Raw genomic sequence first — 20,387 nt, 5'->3', positions numbered from 1 at the left:
GCGGAAACATGGGCCTGACCTTTGTGCTTTTACCGGCTGAGTTGCCGACTGGGCTGCCCGCTGGGCTGCTTACTTCTTGGCGGAACCCTTCGGGACGAACAGCGTCTCGGCGTGCTCCAGGGCCATGCCGTTGGTCTCCGGGACCTTGAACATCACGAAGAAGAACGACGCCGCCGCGAACAGGGCGTACATGGCGTAGGTCAGCGGCAGCGATGCGGCGGCCATGACGGGGAAGCTCAGCGTGATGGCGAAGTTGGCGATCCACTGGGCGGCCGCGGCCAGGCCGAGCGCGCGGGCGCGGATGCGGGACGGGAAGATCTCGCCCAGCAGCACCCACACCAGCGGACCCCAGGAGGCGCCGAAGCTGATGACGAAGACGTTGGCGGCCACCAGCGCCGCAGGGCCCCAGCCGCCGGGGAGCGTGATGTTCTCACCCGAGCCGGTCGCCGAGCCGAAGGCCACGGCCATGGTGGCCAGCGAGGCGGCCATGCCGATCGAACCGGCCAGCATGATGGGGTGGCGGCCCACCCGGTCCACCAGGGCGATCGCCACGAGGGTGACCAGGATGTTGGTGATGGCCGTGGCTACCGAGATGGTCAGCGAGTCCTTTTCCTGGAACCCGACGGCCTTCCACAGGGTGGTGGAGTAGTAGAAGATCACGTTGATGCCGACGAACTGCTGCAGCACGGAGAGGATGATGCCGATCCAGACCACCGGCTGCAGGCCCAGGGCCTTGCCGCGCAGCGAACCCTTCTTGCCGGCGATCTTGTCCTCTTCGATGGCGTCCTTGATGTCGCGCAGGTGACGGTCCGTGTCCTCGTTCGGGGCAATTGACTTGAAGACCTTGCGGGCCTCCTCGTCCTTGCCCTTGACCACCAGGAACCGCGGGGATTCCGGCAGGGTGAACGCGATCCAGCCGTAGATCACGGCGGGGACGGCGCCTGCAATGAACATCCAGCGCCAGGCCTCGATGCCGAACCAAAGGTTCTGGTCGGCGCCGCCGGCGGTGTTGGCGAACAGGGCGTCAGAGAGCAGGGCCGCGAAGATACCGGTGGTGATGGCGAGCTGCTGCAGCGAGGCCAGCCGGCCTCGGACGTGCCGCGGGGAGATCTCGGAGATGTAGGCGGGGGCGATCACCGAGGCGAGGCCGATGCCCAGGCCGCCGATCAGGCGCCAGAAGATCAGGTCCCAGACGCCGAAGGCGAAACCGGTGCCGAAGGCGCTGACCAGGAACAGCAGGGCGCCCAGTTTCATCGCCGGGATGCGGCCATAGCGGTCCGCGACCTTCCCGGCGAGGTAGGCGCCGGCCGCGCAGCCCAGCAGGGCGACGGCGACGGCGAAGCCGGTCACGGCCTCGCTGAGGGCGAACTGTTCCTTGATGGCATCGACGGCGCCGTTGACGACGGAGGAGTCGAAGCCGAAGAGGAAGCCGCCGACGGCGCCCGCCACGGCTAGCCAGATGACCCGCTTCGGAATCTTCGCGGCGGTCTGGTCCTGGGTGGTGGTCATATGGCTCCCTCGGCAAATCGTGGTCAGCGGCTTGCGCCGCAACTATCCAGTTTTACACCGGTCCCCGCATGGTGCACGTCACGGGGACCGCGAAAGTGAGCCGAAACATAGCGGAACCGGGCGGTTAGGCGCCTCCGGCGGGGACGGCCGAAGCCGCTCCCGCCGGAGGGTGTCACCCTGCGCCCGGGTCAGTGCGCCGCGGCAGCGGCGCCTTCCCGGGCGGCGGCCTTCGGGTCGGTGAGCTTCTTGTTCGGCAGCGCGAAGGTGATCAGGAACGCGATGCCGGTGAGGATGGCCGCGGTGAGCATGACGGCGTCGATCGATTGGGCGAAGCCCTCGGTGATCGGGCGGGTCAACTCGGGGTTGGCGGTGTGCAGCCAGCTCGTGTCGTTCAGCGAATCGTTGCTGGCGCCGTCCTTGAAGAAGGCGTACAGCTTGGCGTTCGCCGGATCAGCCGCCACCGCCGGGTCCTTGAGCACCTTCAGGTAGTCGGCGTTCTGGACGGCGGCCTTCATGCCGTTGCCCACCTTGTCCGCCGCGAGGCTGAACAGCATGGAGATGAACACGGCCGTGCCGACGGCGCCGCCCATGGAGCGGAAGAACGCGGCCGAGGAGGTGCCCACGCCCATGTCCTTGGGCGGGACTGAGACCTGCATGGCCAGGGTCAGCGGCTGCATGCAGAAGCCCAGGCCCAGGCCGAAGAAGACGGCGATCGCGCCGGGGACCCACAGCGGGGTGTCCACACCCAGGGACAGGCCCATGACGACGGCGGCGCCGGTCAGGACCGCGGTGCCCAGGATCGGGAAGATCCGGTAGGTGCCCGAGGCGGAGATGGTCCGGCCCGCGGTGATGGAGCCGGTAAGGATGCCCACCGTGAAGGTGATCATCATCAGGCCGGCCTCGGTGGGGGTGAGTCCCTTGACCAGCTGGAGGTACATGGGCAGCATCGCGATGGCGCCGAACATGCCGATGCCGATGATGAAGTTCAGCAGCGAGGACAGCCCGAACGTGGTGTTGCGGAAGAGGCGAAGCGGGATCAGGGCGTAGTCACCGGCGCGCTTTTCGGCCAGCAAGAACGCGGCGATGCCGACGACGCCGAGCCCGTAGCAGAGGAAGGCCCCCGTGGAGGCCCAGCCCCAGGTGCGGCCCTGTTCGGCGACCAGCAGCAGCGGGACGATCGCCAGGGTGATGGCGGCGGCGCCCCAGTAGTCGATCTTCTGCTTGAGGTGTTTAGCGGGCAGGTGCAGGTAGAGGAAGACGACGGCGAGGGCGGCCAGGCCGATCGGGATGTTGATGAAGAAGACCCAGCGCCAGCCGTCGAAGCCGAGGATGTTCGCGGAACCGGCGAACGCGCCGCCGATGACCGGGCCCAGCACGGAGGAGACGCCGAAGACGGACATGAAGTAGCCCTGGAACTTGGCGCGGTCCTTGAGGGCGACGATGTCGCCGATGATGGTCAGCGCCAGGGCCAGCAGGCCGCCGGCGCCCATGCCCTGGATGCCGCGGGCAATCGCCAGCTCGGTCATGGAGTGGACGGACCCGGCGTAGAGGGACCCGGCCAGGAAGATGAGGATGGCCGCGAGGTACAGGGGGCGGCGGCCAAAGATGTCGCTGAGCTTGCCGTAGAGGGGGGTGCTCACCGTGGAGGTGATCAGGTAGGCCGTCGTCGCCCAGGCCTGCAGCGAGAGGCCGTCGAGGTCGTTGGCGATCGTGTAGATGGACGTCGAGACGATCGTCTGGTCCAGCGACGAGAGGAACATGCCGAGCATGAGGCCCACCATGACGGTGATGGTCTGACGGTGCGTCAGGACCTCGCCGGGCAGGCGGGCGGAGGTGGTGGTGGACATGACTGCTCCAAGGGGAAAGATTCAGGATTTAAGCACAAAGGTTGCTTTCAGTAACTATCTTAGTGCCAGCTTTGTTCCTGATTTTCCGGCCAATTTTTTCGGCGGTCTCAACGCTCCAGCAGGATGCCGTCCGGGTCGCACCAGATCCACTGCCCGGGCCGGATGCTGACGCCGTCAATCACCAGCTCCACGTCCTGTTCACCGGCGCCGTTCTTGGCGCTCTTGCGCGGGTTGCTGCCCAGGGCCTTGACGCCCAGCGGGAGCCCGGCGATGGCCACGCGGTCCCGGATGGCGCCGTTGATGACGACGCCGGCCCAGCCGTTCTCCACGGCGCTCGCGGCGATCATGTCCCCCATCAGGGCGGTGCGCAGCGAGCCCCCGCCGTCGACCACCAGGACCGCGCCGTTGCCCGGGGTCGCCAGCACGCTCTTGACCAGGCCGTTGTCCTCGAGGCAGCGGATGGTCCGGACCGGGCCGGCGAAGTGGCTCCGCCCGCCCAGCGACTGGAACTGCAGGGCCACGGAGTCCAACTCCTCCCCGCGCTCGTCGTACAGGTCGGCGGTGTTGACGGGCGTCTGGGTCATGGCGTCTCCTCTGGCGGCGGGTGTGGCTCTTGCTGCCCACGATAGTCTGGCCCCAGCCTGGTCCACCGCGCCAGACATCCGTTCCGGGGGGAACCACATGAGCCTGTCCGATCTGCCGGCCGCCGGGAGCGCCTCACCCGCCACCGCCGAACCGGTCCGGCCCGTCCGGCCGGCGTGGACCACCGGCGTCGTCCTGGTCAACGTGGGCATCAACGCCGCCTTCTTCGGCCCGCTCCAGGTCCTCCTCGGCCAGCAGGCAGCGGTGTTCGACGAGGGGCAGAAGGAAGCCATCCTGGCCCTGGTCACCGGGTCGGGTGCGGCCGTGTCCGTGGTGGCGAACCCGCTGAGCGGGGCCCTGAGCGACCGCACCGCGGCGCGGCGGGGCCGGCGGGTCCCGTGGGTGGTCTTCGGCGCGGTGCTGGGCGCCGCCGCCCTGGTGGCGCTCGCCGGGGCGCCGAACGTGGCCGTCATGGCGCTGCTGTGGTGCCTGGTCCAAGCCGGCTGCAACGCCGCCTACGCCGCCATCACCGCGGCGATCCCGGACCGGGTCCCCGTCGCCCAGCGCGGCACCGTTGGGGGCCTTGCCGCTATGGGCCAGACCGTCGGCATCCTGCTGGGAGCCGTGATCGCTGCCGTCGTCGCCGGGCACTTTGGCCTGGGCTATGTCCTCTGCGCGGCCGTCCTGCTCGCCGGCGTCGTGCTGTATTACCGGCGCAACGACGACGTCGCCCTCCCGCCGGGGGTGCGGCCGCCGTTCGCGCTGGCGGCCTTCCTCCGCAGCTTCTGGGTCTCCCCGGCCCGGTACCCTGACTTCGCCTGGGCTTGGCTGACCCGGCTGCTGGTGAACATCGGCAACCACATGATCACCCTCTACCTCCTGTTCTTCCTCACGGACGCGGTCCGGCTCCGCGAAACCCAGGGCATCGAGGCCGAATTCGGCGTGCTCATCCTGACCGGCCTGTACGCGGTGATGGTGATCATCACCAGCGTGATCGGCGGACGGCTCAGCGACCGGATGGGGCGGCGCAAACCCCTGGTCATCGTCTCCTCCGCCGTGATCGCCGCGGCCGCCCTTGTCCTGGCCTTCGATCCCACCTGGCCCGGGGCGCTCGTGGCCGCGTCCGTGCTCGGCATCGGCTTCGGCGCCTACCTCGCCGTCGACTTCGCGCTGATCACCCAGGTGCTGCCGACGGCGCTGAGCCGCGGCAAGGATCTGGGCGTCATCAACATCGCCAACTCGCTCCCACAGGTGCTGGCGCCGCTGATCGCCTACCCGTTCGTCGCCCTCTGGGGCGGGTACGTCTCGCTCTACGTCGCGGCCGCCGTCATCGGGCTGCTGGGCGCGGTGTTCGTCGTGAAAATCAAGGGCGTGGACTGAGCGGCGGGCTCCCGTGTGACTGGCCGGGCGCCCAGCCCGGTGCCGTATAGTGGACGGGATTCCCGCGGCACCCCGGCGGAGCACGCCTCCGGAGTGCCGAGAAAACGACCCCGGAACCTTGCCGATGCCTGAGTCTCTTTCCGACCTTCCCCCGATGGCCCCGCCGCCCATGCTGCCCCGTCAGCGGCAGCGCTACGCCCGCATCCTCGACGTCGCCGCCGGCTTCGCCCGCACCGGCCTCGACGCCGTCGTGCTCTCCGAAGTGGCCGCGAAGGCCGACGTGCCGCTGGGCACCCTCTACCGGTACTTCCCCTCCTCCACCCAGCTGATGCTGGCCCTCTACCGCAAGCAGCTGGGCGAGCTTCACGTGGGCGACCGGCCGGCCGGGACCCGCGCCCCGGTGCACGTCCTGGTAGGCGTCGTGATGGAGATCTTCCACATGCGCCTGATGCAGCCGGCGGTGGAACAGTGCCTGAACCGGGTGGTGTACGCCAAGGACACGGACACCACCCGCCTGCTGCTCGACATCGACGCGACGGCGGAGAAGGCCGTCACCGCCGTCAGCGGCGACCCCGTGGTGTCCCGGGTCCTGCTGCTGACCGTGTCCGGGCTGGTGCAGTCCGTGCGGTGCCGCAGGCTCTCGCTCTTCGAGGCCGAGGAAGACCTGAAGCGGGCCTGCTCCCTCTTCGAGCGCGGATCCCAGGCGGCCAAGCCGGTCTAGACCGGTTACTCCTTTGTGTCCGGCCGACTCCGGCCCGGACCCCGAATCTGGCTACCATGGCAACACCGGAGCGGCGCCATGCCAGCACTTTCCGGAATCTCCACCGCAGGCCCGCCACCCCGGGGCCGCCGCCGGAGTTCCCCACGACCACCCTGGGCGCGTCCGCGCCCAGGCAGCCAAGTGCCGTATGCCCACGGTCAGCCCCAGGAGACAACGACGTGTCCATTGAAACCATCCTGCCCACTTCCGCCGACGACGCAGCCGGGGCCGCAACCGCCCCGATCGACGACCAGGAAATCTTCTCCTCCCATCAGGGCGGAAAACTCTCCATTGCCAGCACCGTCCCGCTGGAGAGCAAGCGCGACCTCTCCATCGCCTACACCCCTGGCGTCGCCCAGGTCAGCCGGGCGATCGCCGCGGAACCGGAACTCGCCAAGACCCTCACCTGGGCCGAACGCCTCGTGGTGGTGGTCAGCGACGGCACCGCCGTCCTCGGCCTCGGCGACATCGGCCCCAGCGCCTCCCTCCCGGTGATGGAGGGCAAGTCCGCCCTCTTCAAGGCCTTCGGCGACCTCGACTCCATCCCGCTGGTGCTCAACACCAAAGATGTCGACGAGATCGTGGAGACCCTGGTCCGCCTGCGGCCCAGCTTCGGCGCCGTCAACCTTGAGGACGTCTCGGCCCCGCGCTGCTTCGAGCTCGAGGAGAAGCTGATCGAGGCCCTCGACTGCCCCGTCATGCACGATGACCAGCACGGCACCGCCGTCGTGGTCCTCGCCGCCCTCACCGGTGCCGCGAAGATCGCCGGCCGCGACCTCGAGGGCCTGCGCGTGGTGGTCTCCGGCGCCGGCGCCGCCGGAATCGCCGTCGCCGAGATCCTGCTGACCGCCGGGATCGACGACGTCGTCCTGCTGGATTCCCGCGGCGTGATCAACCGGGAGCGGGCGGACATCGCCGCGGATCCGGCCAGCAAAAAGGCCCGGCTCGCGGCCCGCAGCAACCCCCGCGGTGTCAGCGGCGGCCCGGGCGAGGCGCTGGAGGCGGCCGACGTCTTCATCGGCGTCTCCTCGTCCCGGCTGGACGAGGCGCACCTGGCCCGGATGAACGACGGCGCGATTGTCTTCGCCCTCTCCAACCCGGACCCGGAGGTGCTGCCCGAGGTCGCCGCGAAGTACGCGGCCGTCGTCGCCACCGGCCGCAGCGACTTCCCGAACCAGATCAACAACGTCCTGGCCTTCCCCGGCATCTTCCGCGGCGCGCTCGACGCCGGTGCGCGCCGGATCACCCCGGCCATGAAGCTGGCCGCCGCGCGGGCCATCGCCGCGCTCGCCGAGGAGGACCTCTCCGCCGACTACATCGTGCCCAGCCCGCTGGACCCGCGCGTCGCCCCGGCGGTGGCCGCCGCCGTCGCCGCCGCGGTCGCCGAGGGGTAGGAGGGCCGGCCCTAGACTGGGCAGGTGTTCGCCGAAACGCTCGTCACCGTCCTGTGCGGCCTGGCCATCCTGACCGGGGTGGCGGGCATCGTCATCCCGGTCCTGCCGGGCAGCATCCTGATTGCCCTCAGCCTGCTCGCCTGGGCCTTCTGGGGCGGGGCGGGCACCACGGGCTGGGTGGTCCTGGCCGTGGGCGGGGTGTTCGTGCTGGCCGGCATGGCCGCGGGCGCGGTGCTGACGGGCCGGAAGCTCAAGCAGCACAGCATCCCCGGCCGTTCGGTGGTTACCGGGTTGGTGTTCGGCGTCGTGGGCATGTTCCTGATCCCCGCCGTGGGGCTCTTCGTCGGGTTCGCCGCGGGCCTGCTGCTGAGCGAGCTGCACCGCACCCGCGCCTGGCGCACCGCCGCGGCGTCCAGTTGGGCGGCCCTGAAGGCCACGGGCCTGGGCATGCTGGCCGAGTTCGGCCTCGCCTGCCTGGCCGCCAGCACCTGGGTAATCGGCGTCTGGACCGCCGCTGTCGCCTAGCGGCTTGGCGGTAGGTCCGGGGTCCTAGTCGGCGAGCAGTCCGGTGGTCCGGTAGGGGATGACCTCGCGCAGGAACATGCTGGTGGAGGTCCGGACGATGCCGGGGCAGAGCCGGATCTCCTCGGAGACCCGGTAGAGGTCGTCCGGGCTGGTGGCGACCACCCGGATCAGCAGGTCGGTATCCCCGGCGGGGGCGTGGCATTCGAGGATCTCGGGGATGTTCCGCAGCGCGGCGATCGCCTCGTTCAGGCGGCTCTGGTCCAGTTCGGCGCTCACCGCCGCCGCCACGCCGCGGCCCAGGGCGGCGGGGAGGACCCGGCTGCTGTTGGCGCGCAGGGCGCCCGAGGCGGTCATCCGCTCAAGCCGCGACTGCACGGTCCCGCGGGCCAGGCCCAGTTTCTGCGCCAGCAGCATGATTGGCATCCGGGGTTCCTCGTCGAGGGCCAGGAGGATCCGCCGGTCCGTTCCGTCGAGCTGCTGCAATCTGACCACTCCCTGCTAGATGTTTGGGTCCGCCTTGGTCAGTCTGATCAATGCCACCGGCGTCCGTTGCATCAACTGTAGGGCTTCTGCTCAAATGGTGGCAACAAAAGGAACGCCGGCCACCGCCGGAACCCAATGGCTGCAGATCTCCCGGCACACCTCCCGGACTCTGGATCCGGCTCCCGCAAGGAGCCTGCCGCTGATTGACTCTTGTTCACACCCTGGTCATTCCGCACATCCTGGCAAGAGCCCCTGAGCCCCCGACGTCGGTTCCCCGAAGTCATCGGTGGCTGAGGGGCTCTTGTGCTGTCCGGCATAGGCTTGACCCATGGATCCCGCCGGCCGCTTCGCCCCCAGCCCCTCGGGAGAGCTGCACGCCGGCAACCTCCGCACCGCCCTCCTCGCCTGGCTCTTCGCCCGCTCCTCCGGCCGCCGCTTCCTGCTGCGCGTGGAGGACCTGGACCGGGCGCGCTCCGGCGCCGAGTACGCGCAGTTGCGCGACCTGGCCGCGATCGGCCTGACCTGGGACGGCCCCGTCGTCCGCCAGGCCGACCGGGAGCCGCTCTACGCCGCCGCGATCGACCGGCTGACCGCTGCGGGCCTGACCTACGAGTGTTTCTGCACCCGGCGCGAAATCCAGGAGGCGCCGTCGGCCCCGCACGCGCCGCAGGGCGCCTACCCGGGGACCTGCCGGAACCTGAAGGAGGCCGAACGTGAGGCCAGGCGCGCCCGCCGGCCCGCCGCGATCCGGCTGAGGGCCGCCGTCACCGAGGGCACCATCCGGGACCGGTTGCTGGGGAGTTTCACCGGCGTCGTGGACGACTTCGTGCTCCGCCGCGCCGACGGGGTCACCGCCTACAACCTCGCCGTCGTGGTGGACGACGGCGAACAGGGCATCGACCAGGTGGTCCGGGGAGATGACCTGCTGCCCTCCACGCCGCGCCAAGCCTACCTGGCCGGCCTGTTGAATATTCCCTTGCCGGAATATGCGCACGTGCCGCTGGTGCTGAACGCCGACGGCGCCCGGCTGGCCAAGCGCGACGGCGCCGTCACCTTGTCGGACCTCGACGCCGTCGGGGTCACCGCGGACCGGGTCCGGGACCTGCTCCTGGCCTCGCTCGGGCTGCCGCCCGGCCCGCTCGGGAATGCCCTGGCGGCCTTCGACCCGGCCGCGCTGCCGCAGGAGCCCTGGGTATGGCCCGGGATGACGGACGAGTAGGCTGAACCCATGCCCGAAACAGAGCCTTCCGCCCCGCGTTTCACCGTCGAGACGGCCAGGGTCCTCGCCGAAGCGGCCCACAACCGGCAAAAGGACAAACTGAAACGGCCCTACCGCGAGCACGTGCTGGCGGTCGGCGACGCGCTGGCCGACTTCGACGAGGACATCCAGATCGCCGGCTACCTTCACGACATCGCAGAGGACACCCCGATCACCCGGCAGGCGCTGCTGGAGATGGGCGTCTCCGAGCGGGCCGTGGACATCATCGAGCGGGTCACGAAGCGGCTGCAGGACAACCCGGACGACTACCAGTCAGGCATCCGCGCGATCGCGGAACACCACGACGCCACGCTGGTCAAGATCGCGGACAACGCCCACAACTCGCTGCCGGAACGGGTGCAGGCCCTGGCCGAGAAGTGGCCGGACAAGCCGCCGGTGACCCGGTACGCCGAGGCGCGTCCCGTCCTCTACGCCGCCGTTCTCGTTGAGGAGACCCGCAAGATCCTGGCGCGGATCAATCCCTGGCTGCTGGCGGAACTCGAAGGGGACGCCTAGACCCGGCCCAGCAGGTCGATATCCTCCAGGAACTCCTGCTGCACCTCGGCGCTGACGGTGGTCCGGGTGTCCGCGATCGCGTCGAGATAGTCCTGGGTGGCCGGCCCCCGCCGCACCGCGCTTCCCGCCGGGGCGCCGGAACCGGGCGCTCCGCCGTCGCCCTCCCCATAGACCGCGTTCTCCAGGGCGCGCTGCGAGGCGCTCCGGGCGGCGTATTCGATGTCCGCGGGGGAGAAGCCCTCCGTGCGCTCCACCAGCAGCTCGATGTCGACGTCGTCCACCACCGCTGCGGGAATGAAGCGCTGCCACATCGCCTCGCGGGCCTGCCGGTCCGGGAGGCCGATGGGGATGACGTAGTCGAACCGGCCGTGGCGCAGGAACGCCGAATCCAGGGCGCGGATGAAGTTGGTGGCACAGACCAGCAGGCGGCCCGGCTGCTCGCGGAAGGCCGGGATGATCTTCAGCAGCTCGTTGGTCACGCCCTGCAGCGGCGACGGCGGATCCCCGGCGCGCTGGGAGGCGATTTCCTCCACCTCGTCGATGAAGACCACGGCGTGTTCCAGCTCCGCGATCTCCAGGAACGTCTCCCGCAGCGCGCCGGCCAGGCCCAGCGGGTCCGCGGCCAGCCGGGACGGGAAGACCTCCACGAAGGGCCACTCCAGCCGGGACGCGATCGCCTTGGCGAAGGTGGTCTTGCCGGTGCCGGGCGGGCCGAAGAGGACGACGGCCCGCGGCGGGACCACCCCGAACTCGTCGGCCAGCTCGGCCTCCGCCAGCGGCAGCACCAGCCGCCGCTCCAGGAGTTCCTTCTCGTTGCGCATCCCGGCGACGTTCTCCCAGAGGTCCCGCGCCAGGATCCGGCCGCCCAGCTGGCTCAGCGGCTCCAGCTCCTGGCGCTGGACCGGGATCCGGCGCTCGAAGTACCGGAGGTTCTTCTTCAGCACGAACCCGCGGCCCAGGAACGCCTCCACCCGGGTCTCGGACTCCGGCATGAGCGCGGAGAGCTTGTTCAGCCCGTGCGGGGCCATCCGGTTTTCCACCGCGGCCAGCAGCGAGGTGCCGATGCCGCGGCCGCGGTACTCGGGCAGGGTGGCCAGGAAGACGATCCAGCCCTGGTCGTGGGCGGCGCGGCCGACGGCGGCGCCCACCACCTGCTCGCCCTGCACCGCCACCACCGCGTGATCCTTTTCGCAGGAGGCGAGGACCTCGGAGAGGGCGTAGACCGGCTCGACGTTCGAGGCCTTGAGCGTCTCCCACAGGTGCAGGATCCCGTCCAGGTCCGCGGAGTGGAAGTCCCGGATGCGCCAGCTGGTCATGTGTCTCTCCCGGTGGATCGTCTTTGAGCCCGAAGGAATGCCTGGTCCGAGCTTAGGCGATCCGGCTTAGACGCTCCCGCCGCCGGCGCCCGGACCCGGCCGGTTCGCCACCAGCGGGGCGGGGCCGGTGAAGCCGTCACGCACCGCGGCGATCTCCAGGATGCGATGCTTGCAGAGGCGCCAGCCGAGCATCAGGAGCGGGATGATGACCACCAGGGAGGCGATGGTCCACGTGCCCACGGGCGAGTCGAAAGCCATCAGGACCAGGACGGCCAGCAGGAACGCCAGGGTGATCCAGCCGGTGACGGGCGCGCCGGGCATCCGGAAGGAGGGGCGGAGGAGTTCGCCGCGGGCCGCGAGTTTCGCCAGCTGCATCTGGCAGAGCACGATCATGCCCCAGGTGCTGATGATGCCCAGCGACGCGACGTTCAGGACGATCTCGAAGGCCTCGGCCGGGACCACGGCGTTGAGGATGACTCCGAGGACGGCCACGCCGGCGGTCAGGGCGATGCCGCCGTAGGGCACGCCTGCTTTGTTCATCCGGGCGGCGAACTTCGGGGCCGAGCCGGAGACGGACATGGAGCGCATGATCCGGCCGGTCGAGTAGAGGCCGGCATTGAGGGAGGAGAGCGCGGCGGTGAGGACCACCAGGTTCATGATGGCGTCCACGCCGTCGACGCCGATGGAGCCGAAGAACGTCACGAAGGGGCTCTCGCCGGCCTTGTAGGCGTTGAAGGGCAGCAGCAGGGAGAGCAGGATCAGCGAGCCGACATAGAACACCGCGATCCGCACGATCACCGTGTTGATGGCCCGGGGCATGATCTTCTCCGGGTTCTCGGTCTCGCCGGCGGCGGTGCCGATCAGCTCGATGGAGGCATAGGCGAAGACGACGCCCTGCATCACCACGACGGCGGGCAGCAGCCCGTTCGGGAAGAATCCGCCGTTGTCCGCGATCAAGGTGAAGCCCACCTCGTGGCCGGGGACCGGGGTGCCGAAGATGACGAAGTAGATCCCGACCAGCAGGAAGGAGACCAGGGCCACCACCTTGATCAGGGCGAACCAGAACTCCATCTCACCGAAGACCTTGACGCTGATCAGGTTCAAGCCCAGGACCAGGATCAGAGCCGCCAGGGCCCAGGTCCACTGCGGCACGTCGGCGATCGGCGCCCAGTACTTCTTGAAGAAGTTCATGTAGAGCGCGACGGCGGTGATGTCCACGATGGCGGTCATCGCCCAGTTCAGCCAGTACAGCCAGCCGGTGACGAAGGCGGCCTTCTCGCCGAAGAATTCGCGGGCGTAGGAGACGAAGGATCCCGAGGAGGGCCGGTGCATGACCAGTTCGCCGAGGGCGCGCAGGATCATGAAGGCGAAGAAGCCGCAGACGGCGTAGCTGATGATCAGGGCGGGTCCGGCCGCGGCGAGTCGGCCGCCGGCGCCCATGAACAGGCCGGTGCCGATCGCGCCGCCGATCGCGATCATCTGGACCTGACGGGGTTTGAGGCTCTTGTGGTAGCCCTGGTCCTCGGCATGCAGGGCCGCCTCGGTGGCGTGGGCGTGCTGCGGGATGGTGTGGTCCGTGACCGTGGGCTGGGGCGAGCGTGCTGTTCCGGGAGATGACATGGGGGGTCCTTATGGGGATTCGGGGGACGCTATTTGCTCAGGTTGGCCAGGCGCTGCGGGCTGAGGAGGTCGGCGAGCTGCTCGGCGGTGAGCAGTCCGTGTTCGAGGACCAGTTCCGCGACTCCCTTGCCGGTGGCGAGGGCTTCCTGTGCGATGGCCGTGGCGGTGGCATACCCCAGGTGCGGGTTCAGTGCGGTGACCAGGCCGATTGACTGCTCCACGGTGAGGCGGAGCCGTTCGGTGTTGGCGGTGATGCCCCGGACGCAGCGCGCCGTGAGGGTGCGGCAGGCGGCTTCCAGGTGCGAGATGCTCTTGTGGAGGCTGTGGACGATGATCGGTTCGAAGGCGTTCAGCTGCAGCTGGCCGGCCTCGGCGGCCATGGTGATGGTGACGTCGTTGCCGATCACCTCGTAGGCGACCTGGCTGACCACCTCCGGGATGACCGGGTTGATCTTGCCGGGCATGATCGAGGAGCCGGACTGCACGGCGGGAAGGTTGATCTCGCCCAGGCCTGCGCGGGGTCCGGAGGAGAGCAGGCGGAGGTCGTTGCAGATCTTGGACAGCTTCACGGCCACCCGCTTGAGCACCCCGGAGAGGTGCACGAACGCGCCCACATCCTGGGTGGCCTCGATCAGGTCGACGGCGGTGACCAGCGGCAGGCCGGTGATCCGGGCGAGGTGCCGGCAGGCGGCCTCGGCGTAGCCGGCCGGGGCGTTCAGCCCGGTGCCGATCGCGGTGGCGCCGAGGTTGATCTCGTGGATCAGCAGGTCCGCCTCGGCCAGCCGGAGCCGGTCCTCGCCGATGGTGACGGCGTAGGTGCCGAACTCCTGGCCCAGGGTCATCGGGACGGCGTCCTGAAGCTGGGTGCGGCCCATCTTGACGACCGTGCGGAACTCCATGGCCTTCGCGGCGAACGCGTCCTCGAGTTCGGTGAGGGCCTCAAGCAGTTCCCGGGCGGCGAAGATGGTGCCGAGCTTCACCGCGGTGGGGTACACGTCATTGGTGGACTGGCTGAGGTTGACGTGGTCGTTGGGGTGAAGCTGCCCGTAGTCGCCCTTGGGGTAGCCCAGGATTTCCAGCGCCCGGTTGGCGATCACCTCGTTGGCGTTCATGTTCGACGACGTTCCGGCGCCGCCCTGGATGACGTCGACGACGAACTGCTCGCTGAGCTTGCCGCTCATGACGTCGGTGCAGGCCTCCTCGATGGCGTCCGCGCGGCGGGCGTCCAGCAGGCCCAGCTCGTGGTTGGCGCGGGCGGCGGCCAGTTTCACGGCGGCGAGTCCCCGGACCAGGTACATGTTCGAGGACAGCGGCTGGCCCGTGATGGGAAAGTTCTCGACGGCGCGCAGGGTGTGGACGCCCCAGTAGGCGTCGGCGGGGACGTCCCGGTCGCCCAGGAGGTCGTGTTCCGAGCGGAAGTCTGCGGTGGCAGGGGTGGTCATGGCGTTCCTTAGCGTGCGTCGGTGCTGGGGGTGATGGAGGAGAGGAAGTCGGTGGCCTGGAGCAGCCCCACGGGGTGGCCGCCGCCGAGGACGGGTGCCGTGGCGAGGCCGGACAGGGTCTCCGCGTCGAGGCCCAGGGCCGTCAGGATCCGGACGGTGACGGGCATCCGGGCGCGGTCGCCGCCGTCGGAGATCTTCACGGCGACGCCGCGGCCGTCCGGCAGGCCAACGAGCTGGACGCCCTCGAAGCCGTCCTTGGCCACCAGCCCGGGAACCAGGCGCATCAGGGCTGTGACGTCCCGGTCCCGGCCCGCCACCATCTCCGGGTGGAGGCGCATCGCGTCGGCCACGGCGGCCTCGGCTGTGTCGCTTTCAGCGGTGCCGGTCCCGGCGGCGATCCGCCCGAAGGCGCGGGCCATGCCGCCGAGAGTCAGGGCGAACAGCGGGGTGCCACAGCCGTCGGTGGAGGTCCGTTCCGGTTCCTGGCCGGTCAGGTCCGCCACGGTCCGGGCCACCTGCTGCTGCAGCGGGTGGGCGGGGTCGAGGTAGCCGGCCACGGGCCAGCCGTTGATCACGCAGGTGGCGGCCATCGCGGCGTGCTTGCCGGAGCAGTTCTGGGCCAGCTGGGTGGCGGTGCCGCCGGCGCGGAGCCATTTCTCGCGCTCGCGGACGCCGTAGGGCAGGTCGGTGCTGTTTTCCAGCGCGTCCGGGCCGAGTCCGTGCAGTTCCAGGATGCGCAGCGCGCCGTCGCGGTGCTCGGGGCCGCCGGAGTGGCTGGCCGCGGCGAGGGCCAGGAGGTCGGCCGGGAGTTCGAGGCCGGCGCGGACCATGGCCACCGCCTGGAGCGGCTTCAGGGCCGACCGGGGGTAGAACGGGGCCTGCGGGTCGCCGGCGGAGAGCACCAGGGAACCGTCGGCCGCGGTGGCCGCCGCCGAGCCGTAGTGGATGCTTTCCACCAGCCCGTCGCGGGTCTGGGCCGCCAGGGCGGCGTGCTGCGGCAGGCCGGCCGGGTCCAGGCGGTCCGGGGCGAGGGCGGGGGAAGGCAAAGTCATGGTGTCCTTTGGATCGGGTGGGCGTGGGTGGTGCCCGGTGGTGGCCGCTTAGGCGGCGCTGGTGGGGTGCAGGATGGAGGCGAGGGCCTCGCCGACGGCGTGCAGGTGCTGGCTCATGGCCAACCGGGCGGTCGCGGCGTCGCCGGCCTCGATGGCGGCGAGGATCTTCCGGTGTTCATCGTTGGAGGCGTGCTGGCGGTCGGCCACCATGTTCAGGGTTTCCGACTGGGAGGCAAGGGCCTCGCGGATCTCCGCGACGACGTTCTCGAAGACCTTGTTCCGGCTGGCCTTGGCGATCAGGGCGTGGAAGTTCGAGTCCAGCCCCACCCATACCTCGGGATCGTCCTCGCCGGCCATCTCGGCGACGATGTCCCGCATGGTTTCCAGCTCTTCGGCGGAGCGCCGTTCCGCGGCCAGGCCGGCGGCGGGGACCTCGATGTGGGGCCGGGCCTCGGTCAGGTCCAGGGCCGAGTACTGGCCGAGGACCAGGTCCGTGGCCACGCGGTCCGCGACCACGAAGGTGCCGCGCCCGGTGCGGGTCACGGTCAGGCCCAGGGCGGTGCAGGAGCGCAGGGCTTCCCGGACCACGGAACGGCTGACGCCGTACTGCTGGGCGAGGGTGGCCTCGGAGCTGAGTTTCGCGCCGACGGGGAGTTTCCCGGATTCGATATCCGAGCGGAGGACGTTGAAGACGGCTTCGGCGGCGCTAAGGCGGGCGAGAGGCTGTCCAGCTGTCCGGCTGTCTGACAGGTTCACACTTCAAATATGGCAGGGGTCACATCGGGCTGTCAATACGCGGGGCCGGATGACGAGGGATCTGCGGCGGGACCCTAGATCCCCAGGGAAGCCAGGCTCTGCCGCAGCGTCTCGGCGCTGTGGTGCAGCGAGGCGATCTCGCCGTCGTCCATGGGCGTCTCCAGCACCGTCCGCACGCCGCCGCGGCCCACGACGCTGGGCAGGGAGAGGGCGACGCCGGTGATGCCGTGCTGGCCGTCCAGCACCGTGGAGACGGGCAAGACCGCGTTCTCGGCGCGGAGCAGGGCCTCGACGATCCGGGCGCCGGAGAGCCCGATCGCGTAGTTCGTGGCGCCCTTCCCGGCGATCACCTTGTAGGCGGCCTGGGTCACCTCGCGGGCGGTGCCGGCGAGGGAGGCGTCGGTGAAGACGCGGGCGCCGTCGACCGTCCACTCCCGGATGGGAACCGGCCCGATTGTGGCGCCGGACCAGACCGGGAACTCGGTGTCCCCGTGTTCGCCCACCATGCTGGCGTGGACGCTGCTGACGGAGACGCCCGCCCGGTGCGCCAGCAGCCACCGCAGCCGGGAGGTGTCCAGCACGGTGCCGGAGGAGAAAATGCGCGACGACGGCAGGCCCGTGATCTTCCGGGCCGCGGCCGTGAGCACGTCGCAGGGATTGGTCACCAGGACGTAGACGGCGTCCGGGGCGTGGTCGATGAGCCGGGGCATGAGCTGCTCGAGGATCCGGACGTTGGTTCCGGCGAGGTCCAGCCGGGTCTGGCCCGGCGACTGCTTCGCCCCGGCGGTGATGACCACGACGTCGGCGCCGGCCACCGCGGCGATGTCCCCGCCGCCGTCGACCGTGACGGCCGCGGCCGAAAACTGGGTGCCATGGGCCAGGTCCAGGACCTCCGCCTCGGCCTTCGCGGGGTTGACGTCGTAGAGCGCGACGTGGCTGGCCGAGCCCCGGATCAGGGCGGCATAGGCCAGCGAGGTGCCGACGCTGCCGGCGCCGACGACGGCGAGTTTGGTGCCGGAGCGCGCTGTGCCGGACATTGCTGCCGGGGGCGTTGCCATGGGCGGTCAGCCGGCCGGGGTGACGACGGTGCCGGCGGTCTCGCCGCCGTCGATGACGAACTCGGCGCCGGTGACGTAGGAGGACTCGTCGCCGGCCAAATAGACGGCCAGGTCCGCCACCTCCACGGGCTCGCCGATCCGGTGCAGGGCGACGTGCCCGGTGTCGAAAGTCAGGCCGTCGGTCATGGGGGTCCGGACCACGCCCGGATGGATCGAGTTGACCCGGGTGCCGTCGCGGCCGAGGTCCAGGGCGGCGGCCTTGGTCAGGCCGCGGACGCCGAACTTGGCGGCGGTATAGCCCGGGAGGTTCTCGTAGCCGCGGATCCCGGCGATCGAGGAGACGTTGATGATCGCGGAGCTGCCGGACCGGGCGAGGGCCGGGGCGGCTGCCTTGATGCCGTTGAAGACGCCGGTGAGGTTGACGTCGATGATGCGGGCCCACTGCTCGTGCGGGTATCCGTCGATGCGGCCGAAGTTCACGATGCCGGCATTGTTGACCAGGATGCTGAGGCCGCCGAAGGCGGTGACGGCCTGATTTACGGCGGCGTCCCAGTCTTCGGGCCGGGTCACGTCGAGGTGGACGTACCGAAGGCGCTCGCCGAGTTCGGCTGCCAGCGCGGCGCCGTCGTCGTCAAGGACATCCCCGACGATGGCGCTGGCGCCCTCCTCGAGGAAGCGCCGGGCCATGGCCGCGCCGATGCCGCGGGCGCCACCGCTGATCAGGGCCACCTTGCCGTCCAACCGTCCCATCGCGCACCCGCCCTTCCGGCGCCGTCCGGCCGCCACTGTGGACCGGCCCCGCGGCCGGCCCTCCCAGCTTGCCCGCCGGGGACGGGACGGGGGAGGGCCGTTGTGCCCGGGGGATTAGAGGTGCTGGATGCCCGCCCGCTGCATGGCGTCCTTGTAGACCGCGACGTTCTTGGCGAGCAGTTCCTCCTGCTTGGCCGGTGAGACGGCGAAGGCGCGCCCGCCGAGGGCGGTGGCCTTGTAGATCTTGACGCCGCGGTTCTTCAACGAGGAATGGTAGGTCTTCTCGAAGAGGGTGAGGAAGGAGTGGGCGTCGGCGCCGTGGGCGATGACGGCTGAGGCGCGCTTGTTGATCTTCATGAACTGGCGGAACGGGCGGAGGCCGTCGGTCTTTTCCTGGACGTTGAGCGCCGTGGGAAGGCCGGGGTCGCGGACCCAGGGGTAGGCGTTCCAGGGCATGACGTAGCGGGGGTCGAGTTCCACGGCTTCGTAGATGGACGTGGCGCGCTGGGCGGCCTCATCGTCGTTGAAGTGGGAGAGGAACCCCGATTCGCAGCCCTTGCCGGGCGAGATATGGAGGCTAACGATCCGGCATTCGTCCTCGTCATGGACGGGATCGATATAGGGGACCACCGAGCCTGGCTTCTTCTCCCTGAGCTCGTCACAGAGCTGGGTGACGGCGGCGATGTTTGGTTCCTGCAGCAGGGTCTTCTTCTCGTCCCAGTCAATCGTCACGATTTCTCCCTCAGCGCTTGGCGTCCAGAATCAGGCGTCTCTGTCCACTCTACGCCGCTAGGCTGGGAGCCATTTCCCGGGGCCGAGCAAGAGGCCACGGACCCCTAGGCCCCGGGCTCGACGACGGCGTACGCTTTAAGTGCCTGCAGGTAACCATCTGATTTTCACGGGCCGTTCAGGGCATTTCGATTCCCGGGCCAGCTCATAGCGAGATCGCGAAGGTACCTGCAGGTTCTGCGTTTAAGGGGTGCTTTCCCCGGGCCGGGGTACCTCACGCGGCTGCCGGTTGCCGGTGTCCGGTCAGGCACCGCGCGCTCGACTCCGCCGGGCACCCGCACCAGGTTCCGCCGCCCACCCGACTTTGGCCGAGCCCGCGAGGCAGCCTGCGCCAGGCTCGTTGCAGCTCAAGCCGGCACCTTTTTCTTCCGGCCGAGCCGTCGTGTCCTCATTCGGTGACGCTCCGCCCTCACCTCCGGTGCTGCCGGAGACCGCAATCCGTAGGCATAGTCCGGTTCTACCTCCGTTGCTTGTTCCGATTGGTCCCACGTTCCACTCCTCGTTGCGCTGCCGGGAAGACGAGGCGCAACTGCGGTGTAGGTGTGACCTGTGGGCGTGGTGAGTTCGAGGGTGTGGCGCGTAGCCGGAGGGGGAGTGTCGCCGAGCTTGCCTCTCTGGTTCGCTCCGGGTCCGGCGGCTGGTAGGGCTCTGCTTAATGTCGCGGTCCGGTTTCTTGGTCCAACTCGGGTGACCGATTCTGTCCTATCCACGGGACGGGCGGTCCAGCCGGGGGTTTCTTTGGTGTGGTTGCAGGCTTCGCAGAGTCCGGCGCCGTTGACTGTTGTGGTTTCCCCGCCGCGGTACCCACGGGACGATATGGTCCAGGTGTCGGATGGGTGCGTCGCAATAGGGGGTGCGGCAGGTGTTGTCGCGGATTTCGATGAACCGGCGCAGGCCCGTGGGGAATAGCCGGGCCCGGGAGTCCATGCCGGTCAGTTCGCCGGTGGTGGGAGCGGTGTAGAGCCGCCGGAGCCAGGTTGTGAATTCTGGATTGTCGCCTTTGCCGGCCACGAGTTTCCTGGCCCACCCGGCCGGGACGATCCCGTAGCCGGCGAGCCGGGCCGGTTCGTTGTCCCCGGCCAGGAGGGTCCGGTCGGTCATAACGAGTTGGACTTCGATGCCGGTGATCCCGCCAGAGGTCCCGGTGACCCGTTCGACCAAAGCATCCGCCATCAACTGGCCTCGGGATCTGGTGTCTCCGGTGGCGCGGGCGGTGTCGGCGTGCCGGGTCAGGGCGGCGGAGGCGGCCACTCCTGCGGCGACGGGGAGCAGAGCGGTGAGGTAGCACATGGTGTCCGGGGCCGGTCGGAGACTGACACTGCGTTCGGTTTCGGCGTGGGCTGCCCGTTG

18 protein-coding genes and 1 pseudogene are annotated in these 20,387 nt (G+C 69.7%); 6 read left to right on the top strand and 13 right to left on the bottom strand.

Annotation, left to right across the window (positions count from 1 at the left end):
- Positions 1-69 precede the first annotated feature (69 nt).
- The 3 genes from AB0305_RS18900 to rraA form a co-directional block, all read right to left on the bottom strand.
- A complete protein-coding gene (locus tag AB0305_RS18900; RefSeq protein WP_364138337.1) occupies positions 70-1,509 on the bottom strand; it encodes a sugar porter family MFS transporter in 1,440 nt (479 codons plus the stop codon).
- Positions 1,510-1,697: 188 nt separating this feature from the next.
- Entirely contained in the window at positions 1,698-3,356 is a 1,659-nt protein-coding gene (locus AB0305_RS18895) for an MDR family MFS transporter (RefSeq protein WP_364138340.1), read from the bottom strand.
- A 107-nt stretch (positions 3,357-3,463) separates the two neighbouring features.
- Positions 3,464-3,940: a ribonuclease E activity regulator RraA gene (gene rraA, locus AB0305_RS18890; protein ID WP_290257242.1), complete on the bottom strand. Its 477-nt coding sequence runs from the start codon at positions 3,938-3,940 to the stop codon at positions 3,464-3,466.
- Positions 3,941-4,037: 97 nt separating this feature from the next.
- On the opposite strand from rraA, the gene AB0305_RS18885 reads away from it, so the two are divergent.
- The 4 genes from AB0305_RS18885 (at position 4,038) to AB0305_RS18870 (ending at position 7,997) form a co-directional block, all read left to right on the top strand.
- Positions 4,038-5,318, top strand: coding sequence for an MFS transporter (locus tag AB0305_RS18885; protein WP_364138343.1), 1,281 nt, complete (start codon positions 4,038-4,040; stop codon positions 5,316-5,318).
- A 124-nt stretch (positions 5,319-5,442) separates the two neighbouring features.
- Positions 5,443-6,039: a TetR/AcrR family transcriptional regulator gene (locus AB0305_RS18880; RefSeq protein ID WP_364138346.1), complete on the top strand. Its 597-nt coding sequence runs from the start codon at positions 5,443-5,445 to the stop codon at positions 6,037-6,039.
- 218 nt (positions 6,040-6,257) lie between these two features.
- Positions 6,258-7,472, top strand: a complete 1,215-nt coding sequence (locus AB0305_RS18875; RefSeq protein WP_364138349.1) for a malic enzyme-like NAD(P)-binding protein — start codon at positions 6,258-6,260, stop codon at positions 7,470-7,472.
- A gap of 24 nt (positions 7,473-7,496) precedes the next feature.
- Positions 7,497-7,997 (top strand): DUF456 domain-containing protein, encoded by a 501-nt coding sequence (locus AB0305_RS18870; RefSeq protein ID WP_364138352.1) that lies wholly within the window; start codon positions 7,497-7,499, stop codon positions 7,995-7,997.
- A gap of 24 nt (positions 7,998-8,021) precedes the next feature.
- On the opposite strand, the gene AB0305_RS18865 is transcribed toward AB0305_RS18870, so the two are convergent.
- Positions 8,022-8,480, bottom strand: a complete 459-nt coding sequence (locus tag AB0305_RS18865; protein ID WP_364138467.1) for an Lrp/AsnC family transcriptional regulator — start codon at positions 8,478-8,480, stop codon at positions 8,022-8,024.
- 328 nt (positions 8,481-8,808) lie between these two features.
- Here AB0305_RS18865 and gluQRS point away from each other — a divergent pair, with 328 nt between their 5' ends.
- Complete coding sequence (gene gluQRS, locus AB0305_RS18860) at positions 8,809-9,699, top strand: tRNA glutamyl-Q(34) synthetase GluQRS (RefSeq protein WP_364138355.1); 891 nt, start codon at positions 8,809-8,811, stop codon at positions 9,697-9,699.
- Between the two features lie 9 nt (positions 9,700-9,708).
- Positions 9,709-10,254: an HD domain-containing protein gene (locus tag AB0305_RS18855; RefSeq protein ID WP_364138358.1), complete on the top strand. Its 546-nt coding sequence runs from the start codon at positions 9,709-9,711 to the stop codon at positions 10,252-10,254.
- Here the strand turns inward: AB0305_RS18855 and AB0305_RS18850 are convergent.
- From AB0305_RS18850 to AB0305_RS18810, 9 genes and pseudogenes are all read right to left on the bottom strand, one after another.
- Positions 10,251-11,570: a GNAT family N-acetyltransferase gene (locus tag AB0305_RS18850; protein ID WP_290257249.1), complete on the bottom strand. Its 1,320-nt coding sequence runs from the start codon at positions 11,568-11,570 to the stop codon at positions 10,251-10,253. The two genes, AB0305_RS18855 and AB0305_RS18850, sit on opposite strands and share 4 nt — an antisense overlap.
- 66 nt (positions 11,571-11,636) lie before the next feature.
- A complete protein-coding gene (locus AB0305_RS18845) occupies positions 11,637-13,190 on the bottom strand; it encodes an amino acid permease (protein ID WP_364138361.1) in 1,554 nt (517 codons plus the stop codon).
- 29 nt (positions 13,191-13,219) lie between these two features.
- Positions 13,220-14,632 (bottom strand): aspartate ammonia-lyase, encoded by a 1,413-nt coding sequence (locus AB0305_RS18840; protein ID WP_290257251.1) that lies wholly within the window; start codon positions 14,630-14,632, stop codon positions 13,220-13,222.
- Between the two features lie 8 nt (positions 14,633-14,640).
- The gene (locus AB0305_RS18835) at positions 14,641-15,684 is read right to left on the bottom strand and encodes an asparaginase (RefSeq protein ID WP_364138364.1); all 1,044 of its coding nucleotides are present in this window, start codon (positions 15,682-15,684) and stop codon (positions 14,641-14,643) included.
- A gap of 48 nt (positions 15,685-15,732) precedes the next feature.
- Entirely contained in the window at positions 15,733-16,440 is a 708-nt protein-coding gene (locus AB0305_RS18830; RefSeq protein WP_364138367.1) for a FadR/GntR family transcriptional regulator, read from the bottom strand.
- 74 nt (positions 16,441-16,514) lie between these two features.
- On the bottom strand, positions 16,515-17,498 hold the full coding sequence (locus AB0305_RS18825) for an L-lactate dehydrogenase (protein WP_366173650.1): 984 nt from the start codon (positions 17,496-17,498) through the stop codon (positions 16,515-16,517).
- 6 nt (positions 17,499-17,504) lie between these two features.
- Positions 17,505-18,248 carry an SDR family oxidoreductase gene (locus AB0305_RS18820; protein WP_364138373.1) on the bottom strand — a complete coding sequence of 248 codons (744 nt, stop codon included), beginning with the start codon at positions 18,246-18,248 and terminating at the stop codon, positions 17,505-17,507.
- A gap of 114 nt (positions 18,249-18,362) precedes the next feature.
- Positions 18,363-18,980, bottom strand: coding sequence for a uracil-DNA glycosylase (locus tag AB0305_RS18815; protein ID WP_364138376.1), 618 nt, complete (start codon positions 18,978-18,980; stop codon positions 18,363-18,365).
- A 404-nt stretch (positions 18,981-19,384) separates the two neighbouring features.
- Positions 19,385-20,387, bottom strand: a pseudogene (locus tag AB0305_RS18810) (HNH endonuclease); the annotation flags it as partial.

The organism is Arthrobacter sp. NPDC080086 (genome assembly GCF_040702285.1).
The sequence above is the reverse complement of the archived record's forward strand: the minus strand, read 5'-3'. Positions and strand labels throughout refer to the sequence as shown.